The organism is Rhodococcus sp. NPDC056506 (genome assembly GCF_042794945.1).
In the GTDB taxonomy this organism is placed as follows: domain Bacteria; phylum Actinomycetota; class Actinomycetes; order Mycobacteriales; family Mycobacteriaceae; genus Rhodococcus_F.
The window spans coordinates 28,574-47,917 of the sequence record NZ_JBHTSW010000036.1 but is presented as its reverse complement, the minus strand read 5'-3'; the positions used below and the strand labels follow the sequence as shown (position 1 = coordinate 47,917).

At 63.6% G+C, this 19,344-nt stretch carries 17 protein-coding genes; 10 read left to right on the top strand and 7 right to left on the bottom strand.

The window, feature by feature from the left end:
- Nucleotides 1–69: 69 nt before the first annotated feature.
- The gene (locus ACFQ6H_RS23115) at nt 70–567 is read right to left on the bottom strand and encodes a CD225/dispanin family protein (RefSeq protein ID WP_378648854.1); all 498 of its coding nucleotides are present in this window, start codon (nt 565–567) and stop codon (nt 70–72) included.
- Between the two features lie 92 nt (nt 568–659).
- Here ACFQ6H_RS23115 and ACFQ6H_RS23110 point away from each other — a divergent pair, with 92 nt between their 5' ends.
- From ACFQ6H_RS23110 to ACFQ6H_RS23100, 3 genes are all read left to right on the top strand, one after another.
- Nucleotides 660–2,237 (top strand): FMN-binding glutamate synthase family protein, encoded by a 1,578-nt coding sequence (locus ACFQ6H_RS23110; protein WP_378539335.1) that lies wholly within the window; start codon nt 660–662, stop codon nt 2,235–2,237.
- A gap of 112 nt (nt 2,238–2,349) precedes the next feature.
- Nucleotides 2,350–4,632, top strand: coding sequence for a carbon starvation CstA family protein (locus ACFQ6H_RS23105; RefSeq protein WP_378648830.1), 2,283 nt, complete (start codon nt 2,350–2,352; stop codon nt 4,630–4,632).
- A gap of 2 nt (nt 4,633–4,634) precedes the next feature.
- On the top strand, nt 4,635–4,844 hold the full coding sequence (locus tag ACFQ6H_RS23100; protein ID WP_003945213.1) for a YbdD/YjiX family protein: 210 nt from the start codon (nt 4,635–4,637) through the stop codon (nt 4,842–4,844).
- Nucleotides 4,845–4,850: 6 nt separating this feature from the next.
- On the opposite strand, the gene ACFQ6H_RS23095 is transcribed toward ACFQ6H_RS23100, so the two are convergent.
- Nucleotides 4,851–5,255 carry a hypothetical protein gene (locus ACFQ6H_RS23095; RefSeq protein ID WP_378539542.1) on the bottom strand — a complete coding sequence of 135 codons (405 nt, stop codon included), beginning with the start codon at nt 5,253–5,255 and terminating at the stop codon, nt 4,851–4,853.
- Between the two features lie 152 nt (nt 5,256–5,407).
- Here ACFQ6H_RS23095 and ACFQ6H_RS23090 point away from each other — a divergent pair, with 152 nt between their 5' ends.
- Nucleotides 5,408–6,601 (top strand): AI-2E family transporter, encoded by a 1,194-nt coding sequence (locus ACFQ6H_RS23090; protein WP_378539541.1) that lies wholly within the window; start codon nt 5,408–5,410, stop codon nt 6,599–6,601.
- Here the strand turns inward: ACFQ6H_RS23090 and ACFQ6H_RS23085 are convergent, their stop codons facing one another.
- Both ACFQ6H_RS23085 and ACFQ6H_RS23080 read right to left on the bottom strand, forming a co-directional pair.
- A complete protein-coding gene (locus ACFQ6H_RS23085) occupies nt 6,602–9,580 on the bottom strand; it encodes an AAA family ATPase (protein ID WP_378648828.1) in 2,979 nt (992 codons plus the stop codon). It lies immediately after the preceding gene.
- Nucleotides 9,577–10,752, bottom strand: a complete 1,176-nt coding sequence (locus tag ACFQ6H_RS23080) for an exonuclease SbcCD subunit D (protein ID WP_378648826.1) — start codon at nt 10,750–10,752, stop codon at nt 9,577–9,579. The genes ACFQ6H_RS23085 and ACFQ6H_RS23080 overlap by 4 nt, the downstream gene beginning before the upstream one ends.
- A gap of 217 nt (nt 10,753–10,969) precedes the next feature.
- On the opposite strand from ACFQ6H_RS23080, the gene ACFQ6H_RS23075 reads away from it, so the two are divergent.
- Nucleotides 10,970–11,932 carry a DUF6542 domain-containing protein gene (locus ACFQ6H_RS23075; protein ID WP_378648824.1) on the top strand — a complete coding sequence of 321 codons (963 nt, stop codon included), beginning with the start codon at nt 10,970–10,972 and terminating at the stop codon, nt 11,930–11,932.
- A gap of 72 nt (nt 11,933–12,004) precedes the next feature.
- Here ACFQ6H_RS23075 and ACFQ6H_RS23070 read toward each other — a convergent pair whose 3' ends face one another.
- Entirely contained in the window at nt 12,005–13,018 is a 1,014-nt protein-coding gene (locus ACFQ6H_RS23070; RefSeq protein ID WP_003945273.1) for a 4-hydroxy-3-methylbut-2-enyl diphosphate reductase, read from the bottom strand.
- A gap of 152 nt (nt 13,019–13,170) precedes the next feature.
- Here ACFQ6H_RS23070 and ACFQ6H_RS23065 point away from each other — a divergent pair, with 152 nt between their 5' ends.
- From ACFQ6H_RS23065 to ACFQ6H_RS23055, 3 genes are read left to right on the top strand one after another with little or no spacing between them, the layout of a single operon-like run.
- Nucleotides 13,171–13,785, top strand: a complete 615-nt coding sequence (locus ACFQ6H_RS23065) for a lipid droplet-associated protein (RefSeq protein WP_378648822.1) — start codon at nt 13,171–13,173, stop codon at nt 13,783–13,785.
- Nucleotides 13,782–15,047: an exodeoxyribonuclease VII large subunit gene (gene xseA, locus ACFQ6H_RS23060; RefSeq protein WP_378632415.1), complete on the top strand. Its 1,266-nt coding sequence runs from the start codon at nt 13,782–13,784 to the stop codon at nt 15,045–15,047. The genes ACFQ6H_RS23065 and xseA overlap by 4 nt, the downstream gene beginning before the upstream one ends.
- Complete coding sequence (locus tag ACFQ6H_RS23055) at nt 15,044–15,262, top strand: exodeoxyribonuclease VII small subunit (protein WP_003945276.1); 219 nt, start codon at nt 15,044–15,046, stop codon at nt 15,260–15,262. Before xseA ends, ACFQ6H_RS23055 begins: the two co-directional genes overlap by 4 nt.
- A 22-nt stretch (nt 15,263–15,284) precedes the next feature.
- Here the strand turns inward: ACFQ6H_RS23055 and ACFQ6H_RS23050 are convergent, their stop codons facing one another.
- Nucleotides 15,285–15,854, bottom strand: a complete 570-nt coding sequence (locus tag ACFQ6H_RS23050; RefSeq protein ID WP_378549679.1) for a DUF4245 domain-containing protein — start codon at nt 15,852–15,854, stop codon at nt 15,285–15,287.
- A 180-nt stretch (nt 15,855–16,034) separates the two neighbouring features.
- Between ACFQ6H_RS23050 and glpX the strand changes: the two genes are divergently transcribed.
- Nucleotides 16,035–17,069: a class II fructose-bisphosphatase gene (glpX, locus tag ACFQ6H_RS23045; RefSeq protein ID WP_019744581.1), complete on the top strand. Its 1,035-nt coding sequence runs from the start codon at nt 16,035–16,037 to the stop codon at nt 17,067–17,069.
- A 99-nt stretch (nt 17,070–17,168) separates the two neighbouring features.
- Nucleotides 17,169–18,572, top strand: a complete 1,404-nt coding sequence (locus ACFQ6H_RS23040) for a class II fumarate hydratase (protein ID WP_378648820.1) — start codon at nt 17,169–17,171, stop codon at nt 18,570–18,572.
- A gap of 52 nt (nt 18,573–18,624) precedes the next feature.
- Here the strand turns inward: ACFQ6H_RS23040 and ACFQ6H_RS23035 are convergent, their stop codons facing one another.
- Nucleotides 18,625–19,344 (bottom strand): NADPH-dependent F420 reductase, encoded by a 720-nt coding sequence (locus ACFQ6H_RS23035; RefSeq protein ID WP_378648818.1) that lies wholly within the window; start codon nt 19,342–19,344, stop codon nt 18,625–18,627.

The following is a 19,344-nucleotide window of genomic DNA, read 5'->3' as shown; positions in this document are numbered from 1 at the left end:
GTCTGTGGATTCTACGGCCTCGCGGCGACGCGACGGGTACTCGCCCCACCGTCACGTCGCCGCAGGTGATCAGTTGTAGGTATACGAGTCCACGGACGACACGATCGCAACCAGGAAGATCACGTAAAACGCGATGAACAGCACCCAGCAAATGACGGCTATCAGGAGCGAGATCTGCCCGAGCTTCTTCACCCGCTCGGATGCGTACTGCGCGCCCTGGTGATCGCCCATCGCCCACTTCGGGTAGATGTCGTGAAGGTGGTTGAACGCGGCGAACGCGATAGGCCAGAAGAAAAGAATCGACGCGACGGCCCACCCGGCGTTGGACTTCGGCGGACCGTACTGCGGCGCCGCGTACGTGGGAGCAGCGCCGTACTGCTGGGCCGCGCTGTACTGCTGACCGGCCGGGTACTGCTGCCCCGCTGAATACTGCGGGTCAGTCGGGTACTGCTGGCCCGGATACTCCTGGCCTGCTGAATATTGCTGCCCGGCTGAATACTGCTGGCCCGACGGATATTGCTGCTCCTTCGGATCCTGCGGGTCGGTCGGATATTGCGGTTCGGTCATCATTCCCCCAAAGAGTCGGATTCGGTTCTCTAACGCAGAACCTAGTGGAGACTTACCGCTGCCGTGTCACAGTGAGCGCCTACGCTCTCGAGGTGACTCGGATGCTGATCGTGCTCTTGATATGGATGGTGGGTCTCGGCTCTGCCGCCCTCGCAATTTTCGTCTCGCCCGGATGGTGGGTGATCGCTGTCGTCACTCTCGCGCTGGCGGCCATGGGCACCTACGACCTCACTCAGAGGTCCCACAGCATCCTCCGTAACTATCCGGTCTTGGGGCACGCGCGATTCCTGCTCGAGAAGATTCGACCGGAGATCCAACAATACTTCGTCGAATCATCCACCGACGGAATGCCATTCGATCGGGAAACGCGAGATCTGGTTTACGAGCGCGCCAAGGGGACACTGGCGGAAGAGCCCTTCGGAACCGAGCGTGACGTCAATGCGATCGGCTATGAGTTCATGACGCATTCGATTCGAGCACGGACTGCCCCCGACACGGTTCCGCGAGTTCGCCTCGGCGGACGCGATTGCACGAAGCCGTACGACATCGCTCTCCTGAACGTCTCCGCGATGAGCTTTGGATCGTTGTCCGCCAACGCAATCGAGGCCCTCAATGCCGGCGCCGCGAAAGGCGGCTTCGCCCACGACACCGGAGAGGGCGCGATCAGTCCGTATCACCGCAAACACGGTGGCGATCTGATCTGGGAAATCGCCTCGGGATACTTCGGATGCCGAACCGAGGACGGCCGATTCGATCCTGACCGTTTTGCCGAGCGCGCCGGCTCCGATCAAGTGAAAGCAATTTCGGTCAAGCTCTCACAAGGTGCCAAACCCGGCTTGGGTGGCGTGCTTCCCGGAGTCAAGGTCTCCCCCGAAATCGCCGAAACCCGAGGGGTACCCGTCGGCCAGACCGTGATCTCACCACCCTCGCACACCGCGTTCAACACCCCGGTCGAACTGGTCGATTTCATCGCGACCCTGCGAAAACTGTCGGGAGGCAAGCCGGTCGGGATGAAACTGTGTGTCGGCTCGCGTCGTGAATTCCTCGGCATCTGCAAAGCGATGATCGAGCGCGGCATCACGCCCGACTTCATCATCGTCGACGGTTCCGAAGGCGGCACCGGCGCAGGTCCGGTGGAGTTCGAGGACCACATGGGCATGCCGTTGACCGAGGGCCTGATGCTGGTGCACAACGCCTTGGTGGGAACTGGTCTGCGCCCCCTCGTGAAAGTCGGCGCCTCCGGAAAGGTGGCGAGCGGTTCCGACATCGTCAAACGCATCATCCAGGGCGCAGACTTCACGATGGCGGCTCGCGCAATGATGTTCGCAGTGGGCTGCATTCAGGCCCAGATGTGCCACACCAACCGCTGCCCGGTCGGCGTTGCCACTCAGGATCCGGCACGCACCCGCGCACTCGACATCCCCGACAAGAGCGAGCGCGTCTACCGCTTCCAGAAGGCAACTGTCGCCAGCGCTCAACAGATGATCGCGTCGATGGGCATCGATTCCTTCGACCAACTGCAACCGGGAATGCTCAACCGCCGCGTCGACGGTCTCACCACCCGAACCTATGCCGACCTGTTCGACTGGCTGATGCCGGGAGAACTGCTCGAGTCCCCGCCGCAGAGCTGGCTCACCGATTGGATCGACGCCGACGCTCACCGATTCTGACGCCGGTCGACTCCCGCGCCTCAGATCGCGCGGATTCGCCCTTCTGGTCCTACAGTGACAGATGGTCCGCTGTGACGGCGGCCACACGTGCACTAGTGGACGGAGTTCGACGATGAGCTTGACGACTGCGCCGGAACCAAATGTCGAGTACCTGAAAACCGATCCTGACCTGCCACCTGTCGGTGTCATCGACAAAACACCCATTTCCACGACTGCGCGCGTCGTCTTTCTCGTTCTCGGACTGGTCGGCGCGGGCGCCTGGTACATGATCGCGATTGTCCGCAGTGAACACATCAGTGCCGTGTGGTTCGTGTTGGCCGCAATCTGTACCTATCTGATTGCCTACCGTTTCTATGCCCGGTTGATCGAACGCAAAATCGTCAAACCCCGCGACGACGTCGCCACTCCCGCCGAGATCATGGAGAACGGCGCCGACTACATGCCGACCGATCGTCGGGTGCTGTTCGGTCACCACTTCGCGGCAATCGCCGGTGCCGGTCCACTGGTCGGGCCTGTCTTGGCCGCGCAGATGGGATATCTGCCGGGAACGATCTGGATCATCGTCGGCGTCGTGTTCGCCGGGGCGGTGCAGGACTTCATGGTCCTGTGGATCTCGTCCAAGCGACGCGGGCGCAGCCTCGGTCAGATGGCCCGCGAGGAACTCGGCCTCGTCGGCGGTGTCGCCGCATTGATCGGTGTGTTCGTCATCATGATCATCCTTATCGCGGTGCTGGGCCTCGTCGTCGTCAATGCGCTCGCCGAGTCCCCGTGGGGAGTGTTCTCGATCGCGATGACCATCCCTATCGCCCTGTTCATGGGCGTGTACCTACGGTATCTACGCCCGGGCAAGGTCTCCGAGGTCTCCCTGATCGGCGTCGTCCTCCTCCTGCTGGCCATCGTCTCCGGTGGTTGGGTTGCCGATACCGGTTGGGGTGCAGACTGGTTCACGCTCTCCAAGGTCACCATCGCGTGGCTGATGATCGCGTACGGATTTGCCGCTTCGGTGCTGCCGGTGTGGCTGCTCCTGGCGCCGCGTGACTATTTGTCGACGTTCATGAAGGTCGGCACCATCGCACTGCTGGCCATCGGAATTCTGGTCGCACGACCCGCGCTGAACATGCCGGCAGTGACGCCGTTCGCCTCCAACGGCGAAGGCCCGGCCTTTGCCGGTTCACTGTTCCCGTTCCTGTTCATCACCATTGCCTGTGGCGCTCTCTCGGGATTCCACGCGCTGATCGCCTCGGGCACGACACCGAAGCTGCTCGAAAAAGAAAGCCAGACCAAGATGATCGGGTACGGCGGCATGCTGACCGAATCATTTGTTGCGATCATGGCTCTGGTCACCGCCTGCATCCTCGATCAGCATCTGTACTTCGCACTCAACGCTCCCGCGGCGCTGACCGGCGGTACCCCCGAAACCGCAGCCGAGTACGTCAACAACCTGCCCCTCGGCACCGCACCCATCACACCGGACGTGCTGACTCAGGCAGCCGAGGCCGTCGGCGAAGAATCGATCATCTCGAGAACCGGCGGTGCCCCGACGCTCGCATTCGGCATGTCCGAAGTGCTCAGCGACGTGTTCGGCGGTGACTCGCTGAAATCGTTCTGGTACCACTTCGCGATCATGTTCGAGGCGCTCTTCATCCTCACCACGATCGATGCCGGCACGCGCGTCGCTCGGTTCATGCTCTCAGACTCGCTCGGCAACTTCGGCGGTCCGGCAAAGAAGTTCAAGGACCCGTCGTGGCGCATCGGCGCGTGGCTGTGCTCGCTGATCGTGGTCGCTGCGTGGGGCGCGATCCTGCTCATGGGTGTCACCGATCCGCTCGGCGGAATCAACACGCTCTTCCCACTCTTCGGCATCGCCAACCAGCTACTCGCCGCGATCGCACTGACGGTGGTCATGACGATCGTCATGAAGAAGGGCCTGTTCAAATGGGCCTGGATTCCCGGCGTGCCGCTGGTCTGGGACCTGGTCGTGACCATGACCGCGTCGTACCAGAAGATCTTCTCCGACAACCCCGCGATCGGTTACTGGGCTCAGCACAACGTGTTCAAGGATGCGAAGGCTGCCGGTGAGACGGCGCACGGTTCCGCGAAGACTCCGGAGGCCATCGATGCCGTCATCCGCAACACCTTCATCCAGGGCACGCTGTCGATCGTCTTCGCGTCACTGGTGATTGTCGTCGTCATCGCCGGGATCATCGTATGCGCCAAGGCAATCCGAGCCGGCGGTCTGCCGACCACCGAGTCCCCGGAAGAACCGTCGAAGATCTTCGGTCCCGCCAGCTTCATTCCGACGCCCGCCGAGAAGGAAATCCAGAAGGAATGGGACGAGCTGATCAAAGCCGGGAAGGTCCGCGCGCCCGGAGCCGCGCACGGAGGTGGGCACTGACCATGACGACGGCGACTATGACGGCAAAACTCACCACAGCGTTCCGCGGAACGCTGTGGTGGGTTCGCTCGGTGATGGGTGATCTCGACTATCAGCGCTACGTCGAGCACACCCGACGCCACCACGCCGACTCACCGGTGATCAGCGAACGGGAGTTCTGGCGACGCCGACACGCAGCAGCCGACGCCAATCCAGGCGCCCGCTGCTGCTGAATCCGGTCAGGGGCAGGTGGCCTTCGCGAGTTCGTAAATGTGGCCAGCCTGCTCGTCGGTGGGCTTGTTGCCGTTGTTCTCGGCCAGGTCGGTGATCTTGGCCTTGACCTTCGCCTCGTCCGTGCCGTTGGCGACCTCGGTGCACGTGGTCGTCAAGATCTCCTCGATGTCCGCGTCGTCGCGGTTCTCCGCCAACGGTGCGTATGCCCCACGGAACGTGGCGACGAACAGCGCCGTCTTGCCCTGATCGATGGCGTTGCCGGCTGACTGCTTCGCCGTCTCGAGCGCCTGTTGCCCGCTCGTGACTGCCTCGCTGATCTTGTTCTGTGCGTTGTCCTGATCCTCGGTGCTACACGCGGTGAGCCCGAGAACGACGATTGCTGCTGCCCCGACTGCTGCTGCGATTCTCATGACGGAAATGTTAGTCCGGTCGGCATGCTTCAAAACACAGTATTGCAGCGCAACACACGAGTTATCGCATGCAGTCGTTACGATCAGCTCAGCTAGATCACCGGATTCTCACATCGGCGAGGAGATCCCTGCGCCGACGGAAAGGACGATCAGTGAGCGAGCAAGACAAGGGGACGTCCGCAGGGGTGCGAAAGCGCGACCGCGGCGAGATCATCGGGCAAGGGGGTATGTGGCTCGCGAAGTGGTCGTTGGTGTTGGCGTCGATTTCGCTGGGTGCCTGGATTTTCGGTTGGCTGATCGAAAAGCTCTGGGTCATCGTCCTGCCGGTGGCTTTGGCGATCGTTGTTGCGACAGTCATGTGGCCACCGACCCGCGGCATGATCAAGCGCGGTATGCCACCGGCCGCGGCAGCCGGCATCACCCTGGTGCTCTCGATCGGCATCCTGGCCGGAGTGATCGCAGGCATCGTTCCGTCAGTGGTCAGCCAGGCCCCCGAGCTCGCGAACAAGACCACCGAGGGTATCAACCAGGTTCAGGACTGGCTCCAGGGTCCGCCGTTGAATCTCAAGGACGACCAGATCGACAACGCTGTCCACGCCGTCATCACCAAGGTGCAGGAAAGTGGAACTGCTATCGCTTCAGGCGTTTTCAGCGGTGTGAGCACGGCAAGCTCGTTGTTGGTCACGCTCGGTTTGGTCCTGATTCTCGCGTTCTTCTTCATCAAGGACGGACCGAGGTTCATCCCGTGGCTGCACGCTGTCGGCGGCGGCCGTGCCGGTAGGCACCTCGAAGAGGTCCTCACTCGCATGTGGGACACGCTCGGCGGATTCATCAGGACTCAAGCGCTGGTGAGCTTGATCGACGCGGTCTTCATCGGTGCCGGATTGCTGATCCTCGGCGTCCCGTTGGCACCGGTGCTGGCAATTCTCACGTTCATCGGTGGCTTCATCCCGATCGTCGGTGCGTTTGTCGCGGGCGCCCTCGCGGTCTTGGTTGCCCTGGTGGCCAACGGTCTCACCACCGCCATCATCGTGCTCATCATCATCCTGGCGGTTCAGCAGATCGAAGGAAACGTCCTTCAGCCTGTACTGCAGAGCAAGTCGATGAAACTCCACGCCGTCATCGTGCTGCTTGCCGTGGCTGCCGGTAGCTCGTTGTACGGCATTGTCGGCGCTTTCCTGGCAGTACCGGTCGCCGCCGTGGCTGCGGTGGTCATCCGGTACATCGGCGAGCAGATCGACGAACGCGCAAGTGACAACGAGCCGATGCCTGCCGGCGACGCCTCGGACGTCCTCGAAGAGCAGGATGACGAAGCCGAGTCAGAGGTAGAGAACGAAAAGGCCTGATCAGCCCGCGATCACCATCACCGAGGAGCCTGCACGTCCCCGAATGACGTGCAGGCGACTCGGGATTCGCTGCCGCATCTCGTCCACGTGACTGACGATTCCCACCACGCGTCCACCATCACGGAGCTCGTCCAGCACAGCCATCACCGAGTCCAGGGTGTCCGCGTCGAGCGTTCCGAATCCTTCGTCGATGAACATCGTGTCGAGAACGATTCCACCGGACTCCGCGGCAACTACATCGGCGAGTCCGAGCGCCAAAGACAATGATGCCAAGAACGATTCACCGCCGGAGAGCGTCTTCGCCGAGCGCACGACGCCCGTGAAGTCGTCACGGATGTCGAGTCCCAGACCGCCGCGGCGACCCCGAGTTCCGGCCTCGTCACTGTGGACGAATTCGTATCGTCCCCCGGACATCCGCTGCAGCCGAACCGATGCCGACACGGCAATCTCTTCCAGCCGCGAGGCAAGTACGTAGGCGCGCAGCGACATCTTGCGACTGTTCTGGCCTTTGCCGGCGATCACGTCGGCGAGGGCAGCGAGTTCGTCGTGCAGTTCCCGCTCGGGCGCAACCGCTTCGTATGCCTTCTCGAGTTGTCCACTGAACCGTTCGAGATCCGACACACGGTTCTCTGCCAGGGATGCGGCCGCAACAGCCAAGTTCACTACTTCTGCGCACTGAAGAGCGCGCTCACGAGGACCGTCCACGTCGACGGTCTCGACCGCGCCTACCGCGACGACGTCAGGATCGTCGAGGACTGTCCGAGCGGCCACCTCGAGGTCACGCGCTTTGGCGAGTTCCGTTTCGATCGCCGCGATTCTGGCAGGCGAGCGGACGCCCTCGATGGCAGCGTCGACCGAATCGAATCCGGCAGTGGCCGCCGCATCGGCCAGCTTGGTCGACAATTCTGCCGATCGCACCTGCGCACGGACGGCATGATCCCGCGCTTCGGACGCAGACGTGGCAGCGGACGCCAGCCCTTCGAACCGCGAGCGCCGAGCCGCGATGGACGAATCGTCTCCCACCGCAGCAACGATCGCCGCCCGAATCTGCTCGACCGTGGCCGACAGAGCCGAGATGCGCTCGGTCAGTACCGCCAATTCGGCCGTCAGAGAAGCGGATTCCTGTTGCAGCTCGCCGTCACGCTCGTTGAGTTGCGCGAGCTTTTCGGCCAGCGCTTCTACCTGCCCGGAAGCCCGCGTTGCCTCGTCGACGGAGTTCTGCGCCGCAGCGCGAAGCCTGTCGAGTTCTTCGACATCACCGTCGCCGCCGCGCGCAATCACCCGATCGATGTCACGCTCGACGGTTCCCTGACGGTCGACGATTTTGCTCAGAGCTTTCTCGGCTGCGCGCTCGGCTGCCGACGCGGTCTCGAGATCGAGCTCGGTGACCGTGACGACATCCGACTGCGCCAACGCAGGGTGTTCACGCGAACCACACACCTGGCATGCATCACCGGGCGCGAGTGAACTCGCCAACTCCGCTGCCATGCCCTCGATACGCTTCTGCACAAGATCGAGCCAGCGCCCACGAGCACCCTGATGCGCGTCACGTGCATCTAACACCTGCACACGAATCTTCTCGGCTTGCGCACGCAGAGAAACGCTTTCATGGGCCGCTGTCGCAGCATCCGACGCCTTCGCGAGTGCAGCCTCGAGGCCGGGCAGGGTGGCATGCGCGCGTTGCGCTTCGTCCAGTCGTTGGCCGGCCGCGCGCACCAGCTCTGGCAGTTGAGTCCGTTCACGCACAATGGCATCGAGGCGCTCGGACAGGGAGTTTCGCCGAACTCCGAGTTTCTCGATCTCGGCTTCTGTCGCATCGGCACTGCGAGCGTCCTCCGCCAGCGCGTCCAGCCGAACGATCTCGTCACGCCACGTCCGGATTCGAGCTACGACGCGTTGACGCTCATCGCCGGTGGGCGGCCACACTTCCGGCTCGAAAATGTCCGGCCCGCCGAGTGCGGTGTAGGTCGACATCGCGGTGTTCATCGATTCGAGCGATGCGGCAAGGGCCACGCTGGCAGCTTCTACGTCGCCGGCGATGGTGGCCACCGGCAGTGCGCGCTTGGCAGTCTCGAGTTCGGCGGCGATCGCAGATCGGTGCGCGGCGCCGGTGTTGAATGCCGCGAGTTCACCGGTTGCACGATTGCGGCGAGCGACCAGGTCGGCGGTTCGCTGCGCCGCCGCAAAAATTCGATTGGCCTCGGCTGCTGCATCTTTCGCGGTCACCAGCTCCGCGAGACTTGCGTCGCGGGTGTCCTGAGCCTCGGCGAGGAGTTTGCGCGACCATTCCAGTGGGTGTGCTTCGGCGCCTACCTCCAGCCCAGCGGCAGTCTCGACCTTGGCAAGCAGCAGTCGCACGGATTGCTCCCTGGCCGCGAGTGCGGTGGCACTTGCCTTCCGTTTGGCGTCGAACCATGCCTCCACGGAGACGAAACGTTTGGTGTCGAACAGCCGCTCGAGCAGTTTGCCTCGCTCGTCGCTTTCGGCACGTAGAAATTTGGCGAACTCACCCTGCGGCAAGAGCACCACCTGGAAGAACTGATCAGCGCTCATGCCTATGAGGCGATTGATCTCGTCACCGATGTCAGGGATGCGCGAGAGGTTTTCGCCGTGGCCGTCCAACCACGTCAGTGTGGCCTTGGCATTCTCGGTGATCGAACCGGTCCCGCGCTTCTTCGGACGCGAATACTCAGGACTGCGAACAAGTTTGATTCTGCGACCACTGATGGTCGCCTCCAGTTCCACGCGCGGCACCGAGCCGGCGGGCGCGTGATCGGACAGCAATCGCTTGCCCTCGTTGCGCGCACCCGGCACTCGCCCGTACAGCGCAAACGCAACCGCGTCGAGGATCGTGGTCTTGCCTGCCCCGGTGTCGCCGTGAAGGAGGAACAGCCCGTCTGCACCCAAACGGTCGAAGTCGACCTCGACCGTGTCGGCAAATGGCCCGAAAGAGCTGACTTCGAGTTTGTGCAGTCTCACGCGGTTTCACCCAGTTCGACCGTGGACTCCTCGGCGCGCGCGGCAGCGCTGAGCGCTTCGGCCATCAACGTGACCTCGCGCTCGGACGGGTCACTACGCACTGCCGAGACAAAACCGCGGGCGATCTCCATGTCGGTTCGACCCCGTACCGCATCGCGGTACTTGAGATCCGATTGTCCTTCCGGCCTTTGCCATTCGAGATGAACGGCAAAGGGAAAACGGGCCTGGAGCTGCCGCATGGCATCGACGGGACGGGCCGGGTCGGTAAGCAATGCGGAGAGATAGCACTGCTCGGAATCGGCATACCTCGACTCGGTGAGAAGTTCCTCGAGCGTTCCAGCCACCTGGCTCAGACCCCGAATCACCGGGAGATCGAGGCGCTGCACCGATGACAGACCGGTTGCGTCGAGCTCGATCAGGAGCGCAGCCTTGCGGTGGCTGCGCTCACCGAACGAATACGGCAACGGTGAACCCGAGTATCGAACACTCTCCGAGAGCATCTGCGGAGAATGCAGGTGTCCGAGGGCGACGTAGTCGACGCCGTCGAACTCGCCCACTGCGACGGTCTCCACTCCGCCGACCGAAATGGAGCGTTCCGATTCCGAGGCCTCACCGCCCACGACAAAGGCATGAGCGAGCAATACCGATCGAGTAGACGGGTCGACCGCCGTTCGCTCGGCGAGATCTCGCCGAACACGCGACATTGCCGCTCCGAGGATGTCGGAATGAGTACGAGCCCGGGGCACGTCCAACTCGAGGCGCGTGATCTCCGGCTCGAGATACGGAATCCCGTAAAACGCGACAGGCCCGAACTGATCGCTCAGCATCACCGGAGTACCGATCTGGCCGACGCGGGTGATCAAGTGCAATCCGCCGGCAGCGGCAAAGGATGCCCCGGCCCCGAGCCGCACCGCGGAATCGTGATTACCGGACGTCGCGACGATGACCGCCCCGGCCGCCCGAATTGCCTCGAAGCCTCGATTACACACGGTGACCGCATCAGAACTGGGAATCGAGCGGTCGTAGATGTCCCCCGGCACGACCACGACGTCGACGCCGTGTTCGCGGACGGAATCTGCGATGGAACCGAGCACACTCGCCTGATCGGCCAACAGATCGACGCCGTGAAAGGTGCGACCTATGTGCCAATCGGAGGTGTGCAGAATCTTCATGAATCCGACGGTAGAGCAGCCCACCGACACCACCGATCTCCCACGCTGACGGTTTCGACGGTGTGCCCCAACCCACGAGCGTCCGGTGACCCTGCACACAATCCGTCCGGTTCGTTTGACGAAGAACCCGAAACCATCGCGCCATCGCGTCGATAAATGCGCCAGCCACGACCCGCACAAACACGGCCGACAACGCAAGAACCGCTAATGTCGTTATGTGTCTGCAACCCAACGTGCTCGCTCCGGGGTACCGCTGGACAAGCGATCGCTCATCGTGACCGTCCCCGGCCTGCCCTGGTGGGGAGTGATCCTGCTTGCTGCCGGTGTCACCGCCGTCGGCGTACTGATCGATGCCACCGGAGGTGGCGGCGAGCTCACCGCGGTGTTCTCGACGTTCTACTTCCTGGGCTGTCTCTTTGCCGTGGTTGCCGCTTCGAACAAGGCATTGTTCACCGCGATGGCCCAACCGCCCCTGCTGCTCTTCGCCGCGGTGCCGATCGGGCACACGCTCATCGGTAAGGACAACAGCACCGCATTGCGCGACATCGCGATCAATATCGCGTACCCGTTGGTCAACCGCTTTCCGATCATGTTGGCCGCAACCGTGGTCGTGCTGATCATCGGTGGCTTCCGATACTTTCTGCTCAATCAGCGCCCCACCGGGCCTGCGCGCTCGACCCGCTCCCGCCGTTCGGCAACATCAGCGTCTGCGGCTCGGGACACCTCCCCAGCTGCCACTCGCGACCCCGCGCCCGAGACCGGGCGTCGTCGCCGAGTGACCGACGCACCCGTCTCCGAGCCCCCTCGTCGCCGCGCCCCCGAGGTGGACGAACAGCCCGCTTACCGAAGCACCCCCAGGCGCGAGCCGATCCAGGACGAGCGCCCGCTGCCGCCCCGGAGAAGCCCACTGCCACCCAGGGTCGATCGCACGCATCAACCGCCTACGCGTCGCCCTCAGCCGGACAGCAGACCGGCAGCAGACGACGACTACCCGTCGTACGGTCGCCGCCGAGCGCCCGAGCCCTCCGCTGCGCCCCGGCGTGAGGAGCGGATGGAGCCCTTCTTCGCCTCGGGTGACGACGTATCGCCGCCGCTGCCCCCTCGCCGCCGCCCACCCGGAGTCGATCTTCCGGCCTATCCGCCGCCGCGAGTTCGGTACCGCGATCGCGACGAGTCCTGAAACGCAGCTGCACCTTGAATCAAAAAATGCGGGGCACCTTCCATCTGGAAGGTGCCCCGCATTTTTGTCGTTCTACGACGTGCGCGCTGCTCGCAATTCACGGGGAAGGGCGAACACCAGAGTCTCGTTGGCTGTGGTGACGGGCTGAACGTCGTTGTAACCGTGCTCGGCAAGAAGTTCGATCACACCGCGCACGAGCACCTCGGGCACCGAAGCACCCGACGTGATGCCGACTGTCTGGACTCCCTCGAGCCACGCGAGATCGACCTCACGGGCGTAGTCGACCAGGTACGACGCGGCAGCGCCCGCACCGAGTGCGACCTCGACCAGGCGAACCGAGTTGGACGAGTTCCGCGAACCCACCACGATCACGAGATCGCACTCGGGAGCCATCGCCTTGACCGCGACCTGACGGTTCTGCGTGGCGTAGCAAATGTCGTCGGACGGCGGGTCCTGCAGATTCGGGAAACGCTCACGCAGGCGTGCGACGGTCTGCATCGTCTCGTCGACGCTCAGGGTGGTCTGGGAAAGCCAGATGACCTTCGACTCGTCGCGAACCGTAACCGCGTCGACCGAATCCGGGCCGTCGACGATGGTGACGTGATCGGGAGCCTCACCTGCGGTGCCTTCGACCTCCTCGTGACCTTCGTGGCCGATGAGCAGGATGTCGTAGTCGTCGCGAGCAAATCGCTTGGCTTCCTGGTGCACCTTCGTCACCAGGGGGCACGTCGCGTCGATCGTGCGCAAGTTCCGCTCGGCAGCCGAGTCGTGGACGGCCGGCGACACACCGTGCGCCGAGAACACGAGCAACGATCCCTCGGGAACCTCGTCGGTTTCGTCGACGAAGATCACGCCCTGATCTTCAAGCGTCTCGACGACGTGGCGATTGTGGACGATCTCCTTGCGCACGTAGATGGGTGCGCCGTGCTTCTCGAGCGCCTTCTCGACGGTCTCGACCGCGCGGTCGACGCCGGCGCAGTAGCCGCGAGGCTCGGCGAGGAGCACGCGCTTGGCGCTGCCCTTGCGGGTGGACGGCGAATCAGCCGAGTGCGCGATACCGAGATTGAGAGGAACAGCCGAAGACATGTGACCAGCCTACTGGCACCTCGAACGTGAGACACTCCGGCAAACATGAACACCTCGTTTCGCGCGCCGTTCGAGGGGTGCGAAGTGAACGAGTACGGCCGTCACAGGCAAGTCGGCTACCGATTGTCGGTGCTTTGCGGCAAGCTGTGGGAATGATCCGACCACCGTTCGTGGCGCGCGTTGCCGCGGGACTCGCCGTCACCGCGATGGAAGAGGCAAAGAAGTTGCCCACCACCGCCGTCGCCCTGCCGATGACCGCCGTGAGCCAGATGCTTCAGACAAGCATGCGTGTGCAGCAGTCGATCACCTCGTTGGCTATCAAGGGCGATCAGGCGTTTGCCCTGATCAACTGGTCTTCCGAGGACGAACAGCCCGAGTGGGCAGTGTTCGACGAGGACGCCGACGCGCCTGCTGACTCGGCGTCTTCCACCGGATCGTCTTCCACCGGATCGACCTCGGCTGACACCCCGACCAACGCCGGACGCTTCGCGCTCTACTCGCTCGAGCCGACCGCCCCAATCGAGGAGCCCGCACCCGGCGCCGAGTCCGAATCCACCGCAGTTACGTCGGACAAGCCTGCCGAAGAGCCCGAGATCGTCACCGAACTCGACTACCCCAACCTCACACTCGCACAGCTCCGTGCGCGCATCCGGACGCTCAGCATCGACGAGCTGACCGCCGTCCTGGACTACGAGAATGCGACGCTCGCCCGCGCACCGTTCCAGACCATGCTCGCCAACCGCATCACCACAGCCAAGGCAAAGTGACTTCCGCAACGCCCCCCGCTTCATCGCAGCGTTCGTCCGGCGCCAGTAGCGCTGAGCAGCCGTGGCCGGTCCGCACGGTTTCCGCGAAGGTTGCCGGCTGGATCGATCGGCTCGGCAGTATCTGGGTCGAAGGTCAGATCACCCAGATCAATGCACGCCCCGGCACCCGAACGGCTTTTCTCGTCCTGCGCGATCCGTCGGCAGACATGTCGCTCTCGATCACGTGCTCACCACAGTTGCTGCACAATTCGCCGGTGCCGTTGACCGAAGGCTCGCGTGTCGTGATGTTCGGCAAGCTCTCGTTCTACACCGGACGAGGAACTGTGTCGTTGCGCGTCACCGAGATTCGCGCCGTGGGCATCGGGGAGCTGCTGGCGCGTATCGAGAGACTGCGCGCCTTGCTCGCCGCCGAGGGCTTGTTCGATCCGAGACTCAAACGGCCGCTTCCGTTTCTGCCCGGCACGATCGGCCTCATCACCGGCCGAGCCAGCGCTGCCGAGAAGGACGTCGTCTCGGTCGCCCATCGTCGTTGGCCCGCAGTGGCCATCGCGGTGCGTAACACCGCGGTGCAGGGCCCGACTGCTGTTCCCCAGATCATCGAAGCGCTGAAGGAGCTCGACGCCAACCCGGTAGTCGACGTCATCATCCTCGCTCGCGGCGGCGGTAGCGTCGAAGATCTTCTGCCGTTCTCCGACGAAGCGCTGTGCCGCGCCATCGTGGCCTGTACGACGCCGATCGTCAGTGCCATCGGCCACGAGCCGGACAGTCCGCTCAGTGACCACGTCGCCGACCTGCGCGCGGCCACGCCTACTGACGCGGCCAAACGCGTCGTACCTGACGCGGTTGCGGAAGCTGCCCTGGTTTCGGATCTGCGTGACCGCAGCGCTGCGGCGCTGCGCAGCTGGGTCAAGCGTGAGTCTCATCTGATCGAGCAGTTGCGTACTCGACCGGTCATGGCCTCACCGCTGTTGGCGGTGGATCGCCGCGCCGAAGAGGTCGACAGGCTCCAAGCCGCGGGACGACGCGACGTAACTCGGCTGATCGACTCGGAGTCCCGAACTATCGAGCATCTGCGTGCCCGGCTCACCACTCTGGGCCCTGCCGCGACGTTGGCCCGCGGGTACGCCGTCGTGCAACGTGTTGTCCCCGACGGTGATCCGGAGGTTCTGCGCTCGGTCGAGGATGCACCACCCGGAACCCAGATTCGCGTTCGACTTGCAGACGGCGCCGTTCGCGCCGCAGTGATGGGAAGAGAAAAATGAGCAACGCCACCGACACCGACATCAACGAACTCGGCTACGAAGCCGCCCGCGACGAACTGGTGAGCGTCGTGAAGATTCTCGAACAAGGTGGCCTGGACCTCGACGCGTCACTCTCCCTGTGGGAGCGCGGCGAGGCGTTGGCCAAGCGCTGTGAGGAGCATTTGGCCGGCGCCAGGGCCCGCGTCGAAAAGGCTCTGGCCGAAGCGGACGAGTAAGGCCCGCTCCGACCGCAAAACCCTAAGGGGTGATCGGCTGCGCTGCGCCGACCTTCTCGGCAAGAGTCCGGAACTCTTCCGGCGTTGCCGCGCCGGTGAGTAGCAAGCGAACATCTCCGACGTCCGTGACCCAGATCGACTCGACGCCTTCGCCGCCGAAGACATTCCACGTATCGGCACCGACGGTCTCGACTCCGGTCGCAAATCGCTGTCCACCGGCAACGTGTGACACCAACGGGAATTCCTCGGCGTTGCTCTGCGTCAGCTGAATGTAGCGACCGCTGGTCGTGATGAATCCCACAGTGCTCGAATCACCGCCGCCATCGCCGGAAATGATCTTGCGACTGCCGGAGTTCGGGGTCCACCCGTCCGGAACACCGGGATTACGGATGGGAAATCCGAGTTCCTTCGCGTCGTAGTTCAGAGCTGCGTCCACGTCGACGCTCGGGATCGGCCCCTGCGTCGGGCCTCCAGGACTGAACGTGCACTGGCTGGCGATGCCCGCAATGATGATGCAGAACAGCACCAACGGTACGAGAGACCAGACCATGTCTTTGTTGTCTTCGAGAATGCGGGGTTTCTTCGATGCCACACCCCCAGTATCCAGGTACTCCGCTCTGGATACGATTCCCGGTCCCCCTCCAGCGCGACAAAACGTCCGTGCAGCGACCCGACAGCGCACGTAGCCGCTCCCATCTGGGACAATGACGCCTGAAGAAACCACTGCGTCGACACACCCCGTCGACCGCGACCGCGCCAGGAGGCACCGCACATGACGGCCAGCAGCACTCATCGTGAGACCCCGGACCGTAACCTCGCACTCGAACTGGTCCGAGTCACCGAAGCCGGTGCTATGGCTGCCGGCCGCTGGGTAGGCCGCGGCGACAAGGAAGGCGGCGACGGAGCAGCCGTCGACGCAATGCGTCAGCTCGTCTCCTCCGTCTCGATGCGCGGCATCGTCGTCATCGGCGAAGGCGAGAAGGACGAAGCGCCGATGCTGTTCAACGGCGAAGAGGTCGGAAACGGCGACGGTCCCGACTGTGACTTCGCCGTCGACCCGGTCGATGGCACCACCTTGATGTCCAAGGGCATGCCCAACGCCATCTCCGTTCTGGCTGTTGCCGAGCGCGGCGCGATGTTCGATCCGTCGGCCGTGTTCTACATGGAGAAGATCGCTGTCGGACCGGACGCTGCAGATGTCATCGACATCAGCGCGCCGATCGCCGAGAACATCAAGCGCGTCGCCAAGGTCAAGAAGGCGTCGGTCTCCGACATCACGATCTGCATCCTGGACCGCCCGCGTCACAACCAGCTGATCCAGGACGTGCGCGACACCGGCGCTCGTATCCGTCTGATCTCCGACGGTGACGTTGCCGGCGCCATCGCCGCAGCGCGTCCCGAGTCCGGCACCGACATGCTCGTCGGCATCGGCGGAACGCCTGAGGGCATCATCGCCGCAGCAGCCATGCGCTGCATGGGTGGATCGCTGCAGGGCAAGCTCGCACCCACCGACGACGAAGAGCGCCAGAAGGCCATCGACGCCGGTCACGATCTCGATCGGATCCTGACCACCGAAGATCTCGTCTCGGGCGAGAACGTCTTCTTCTGCGCCACCGGCGTCACCGACGGTGACCTCCTGCGCGGCGTCCGCTACTACGGCGGCGGCGCCAGCACGCAGTCCATCGTGATGCGCAGCAAGTCCGGCACCGTTCGCATGATCGACGCGTACCACCGTCTCGAGAAGCTCCGTGAGTACAGCTCCGTCGACTTCGACGGCGAAGAGGGCGCGGTTCCCCCGACGTTCTGATGGGCTCCGCCCCGTGAGTGGTTGGGGAGTCCCTGCACTCCTCAACCGCTCACGGGGCGTAGTCCCCTGCCCGCTCTCCAAAAGTGGCAATGTGGAGCCATGACGGAGAGCAACGATCAACAGTTCCGAATCGAACACGACACCATGGGCGAAGTTCGGGTGCCCATCGACGCACTGTGGCGAGCACAGACCCAGCGCGCGGTCGAGAACTTCCCGATCAGCGGGCGCCCCCTCGAGCGCACCCAGATCCGCGCAATGGGCTTGCTGAAAGCAGCGTGCGCGCAAGTCAACAAAGACCTCGGTCTGCTCGACGCGGACAAGGCCGACGCAATCATCGCCGCCGCGAACGAGATCGCCGAAGGCAAGCACGACGATCAGTTCCCCATCGACGTCTTCCAGACCGGCTCGGGAACCAGTTCGAACATGAACGCCAACGAGGTCATCGCGTCCATCGCGAAAGCCGCCGGCGTGGACGTACATCCCAACGACCACGTCAACATGTCGCAGTCCTCGAACGACACGTTCCCCACCGCCACGCACGTCGCCGCCACCGAAGCGGCGGTCACCGATCTGGTTCCGGCACTGGAACATCTGCATGCCGCACTTGCCGCGAAGGCGACCGAGTGGAAGACCGTCGTCAAGTCCGGACGCACCCACCTCATGGACGCTGTGCCGGTCACGCTCGGTCAGGAGTTCGGCGGCTACGCGCGTCAGATCGAGGCCGGCATCGAGCGCGTCAACGCAACACTCCCCCGCCTCGGCGAATTGCCGATCGGCGGAACGGCAGTCGGTACCGGCCTTAATGCTCCGGATGGATTCGGCCCCAAAGTTGTTGCCGAGCTGGTCAAGTCGACGGGTGTCGACGCGCTGACTCCGGCGAAGAACAGTTTCGAAGCGCAAGCTGCGCGCGACGGACTGGTCGAGGCGTCGGGCGCGCTGCGCACTATCGCTGTCTCGCTGACGAAGATTGCCAACGACATTCGGTGGATGGGATCGGGTCCGCTGACCGGGCTCGGCGAGATCGCACTACCCGACCTACAGCCGGGTAGCTCGATCATGCCCGGCAAGGTGAACCCTGTCCTGCCGGAGGCAACCACACAGGTTGCGGCTCAGGTGATCGGAAACGACGCCGCCATCGCATGGGGTGGCGCTGCCGGAGCTTTCGAACTCAACGTCTACATCCCGGTCATGGCCCGCAACTTGTTGGAGTCGTTCACCTTGCTGGCCAACGTCTCTCGACTGTTCGCGGACAAGTGCGTGAGTGGACTTGTCGCGCACGAGGAGCACCTCAAGACACTCGCCGAATCGTCGCCGTCGATCGTGACGCCGCTCAACTCGGCGATCGGTTACGAGGAAGCCGCCGCTGTCGCGAAGCAGGCACTCAAGGAGAAGAAGACGATCCGCCAGGTCGTCATCGAGCGCGGACTCGTCCCGGACAAGCTGAGCGAGGAAGAACTCGACAAGCGTCTCGACGTTCTGGCGATGGCGAAGGTCAAGGACTGAAAATGGTCCCTAGGGTGGCGGTTTCCGAAGTGGAAACCGCCACTCTTTTGCCCTACACCGTGGTGGTTGCCCGCCACTCGTCGGTACGCTCGGGGCTCGCCTCGGCCAACGCCTTCAGCGTCGCTTCACGATCGAAGTCCTTGCCGTACACCGGGGTTCCCGGCTGCTGACGCCAGGAGTCCTCGATCGTTCCGGCATCGACGGGATCGAAGCCCAACTGATTGATCAGATCGAACACGGCCTGCTTGTTCACGTCGTCGTCGCCGGCGATGGGTAGCGCAATGCGCCCCTCAGCACCTTCGGGAAGCCCCTTCTCGAGGAGATGCTTCCACCAGATTCCGTTGAATGCCTTGAACACCGGCACACCCAGGTGCTCCTGCACCCATGCGCTTTCGGTCTGCCCGCTCTCGATGGCGGAGATCAAACCGTCACGCTGCTGCGGGTAGTAGTTGTTGGTCTCGATAACCGGCGCACCGGCGACCGCGCCGCTGAGGATCCCCGCCGGTAGATCGACCACGTTTTTCTGAGGAATGCTCACGATGACCAGTTCGGCACCCTCGGCGGCCTCGGTGCTGCGGACTGCCTTCGCACCCGTCTCGGCTTCCAACTCGGCAAGAGTGTCCGGTGTGCGCGAGTTCGAGACGCGTACGTCGTGACCGAGCGCAGCGAGCCTGCGTGTGAGCGTGCCACCGATCTGACCGGCTCCGATGATTCCGATACGCATGATCCTGCTCCTTCGTCGTGTGCAGGGGTGATTGCACCACCGCTGCAT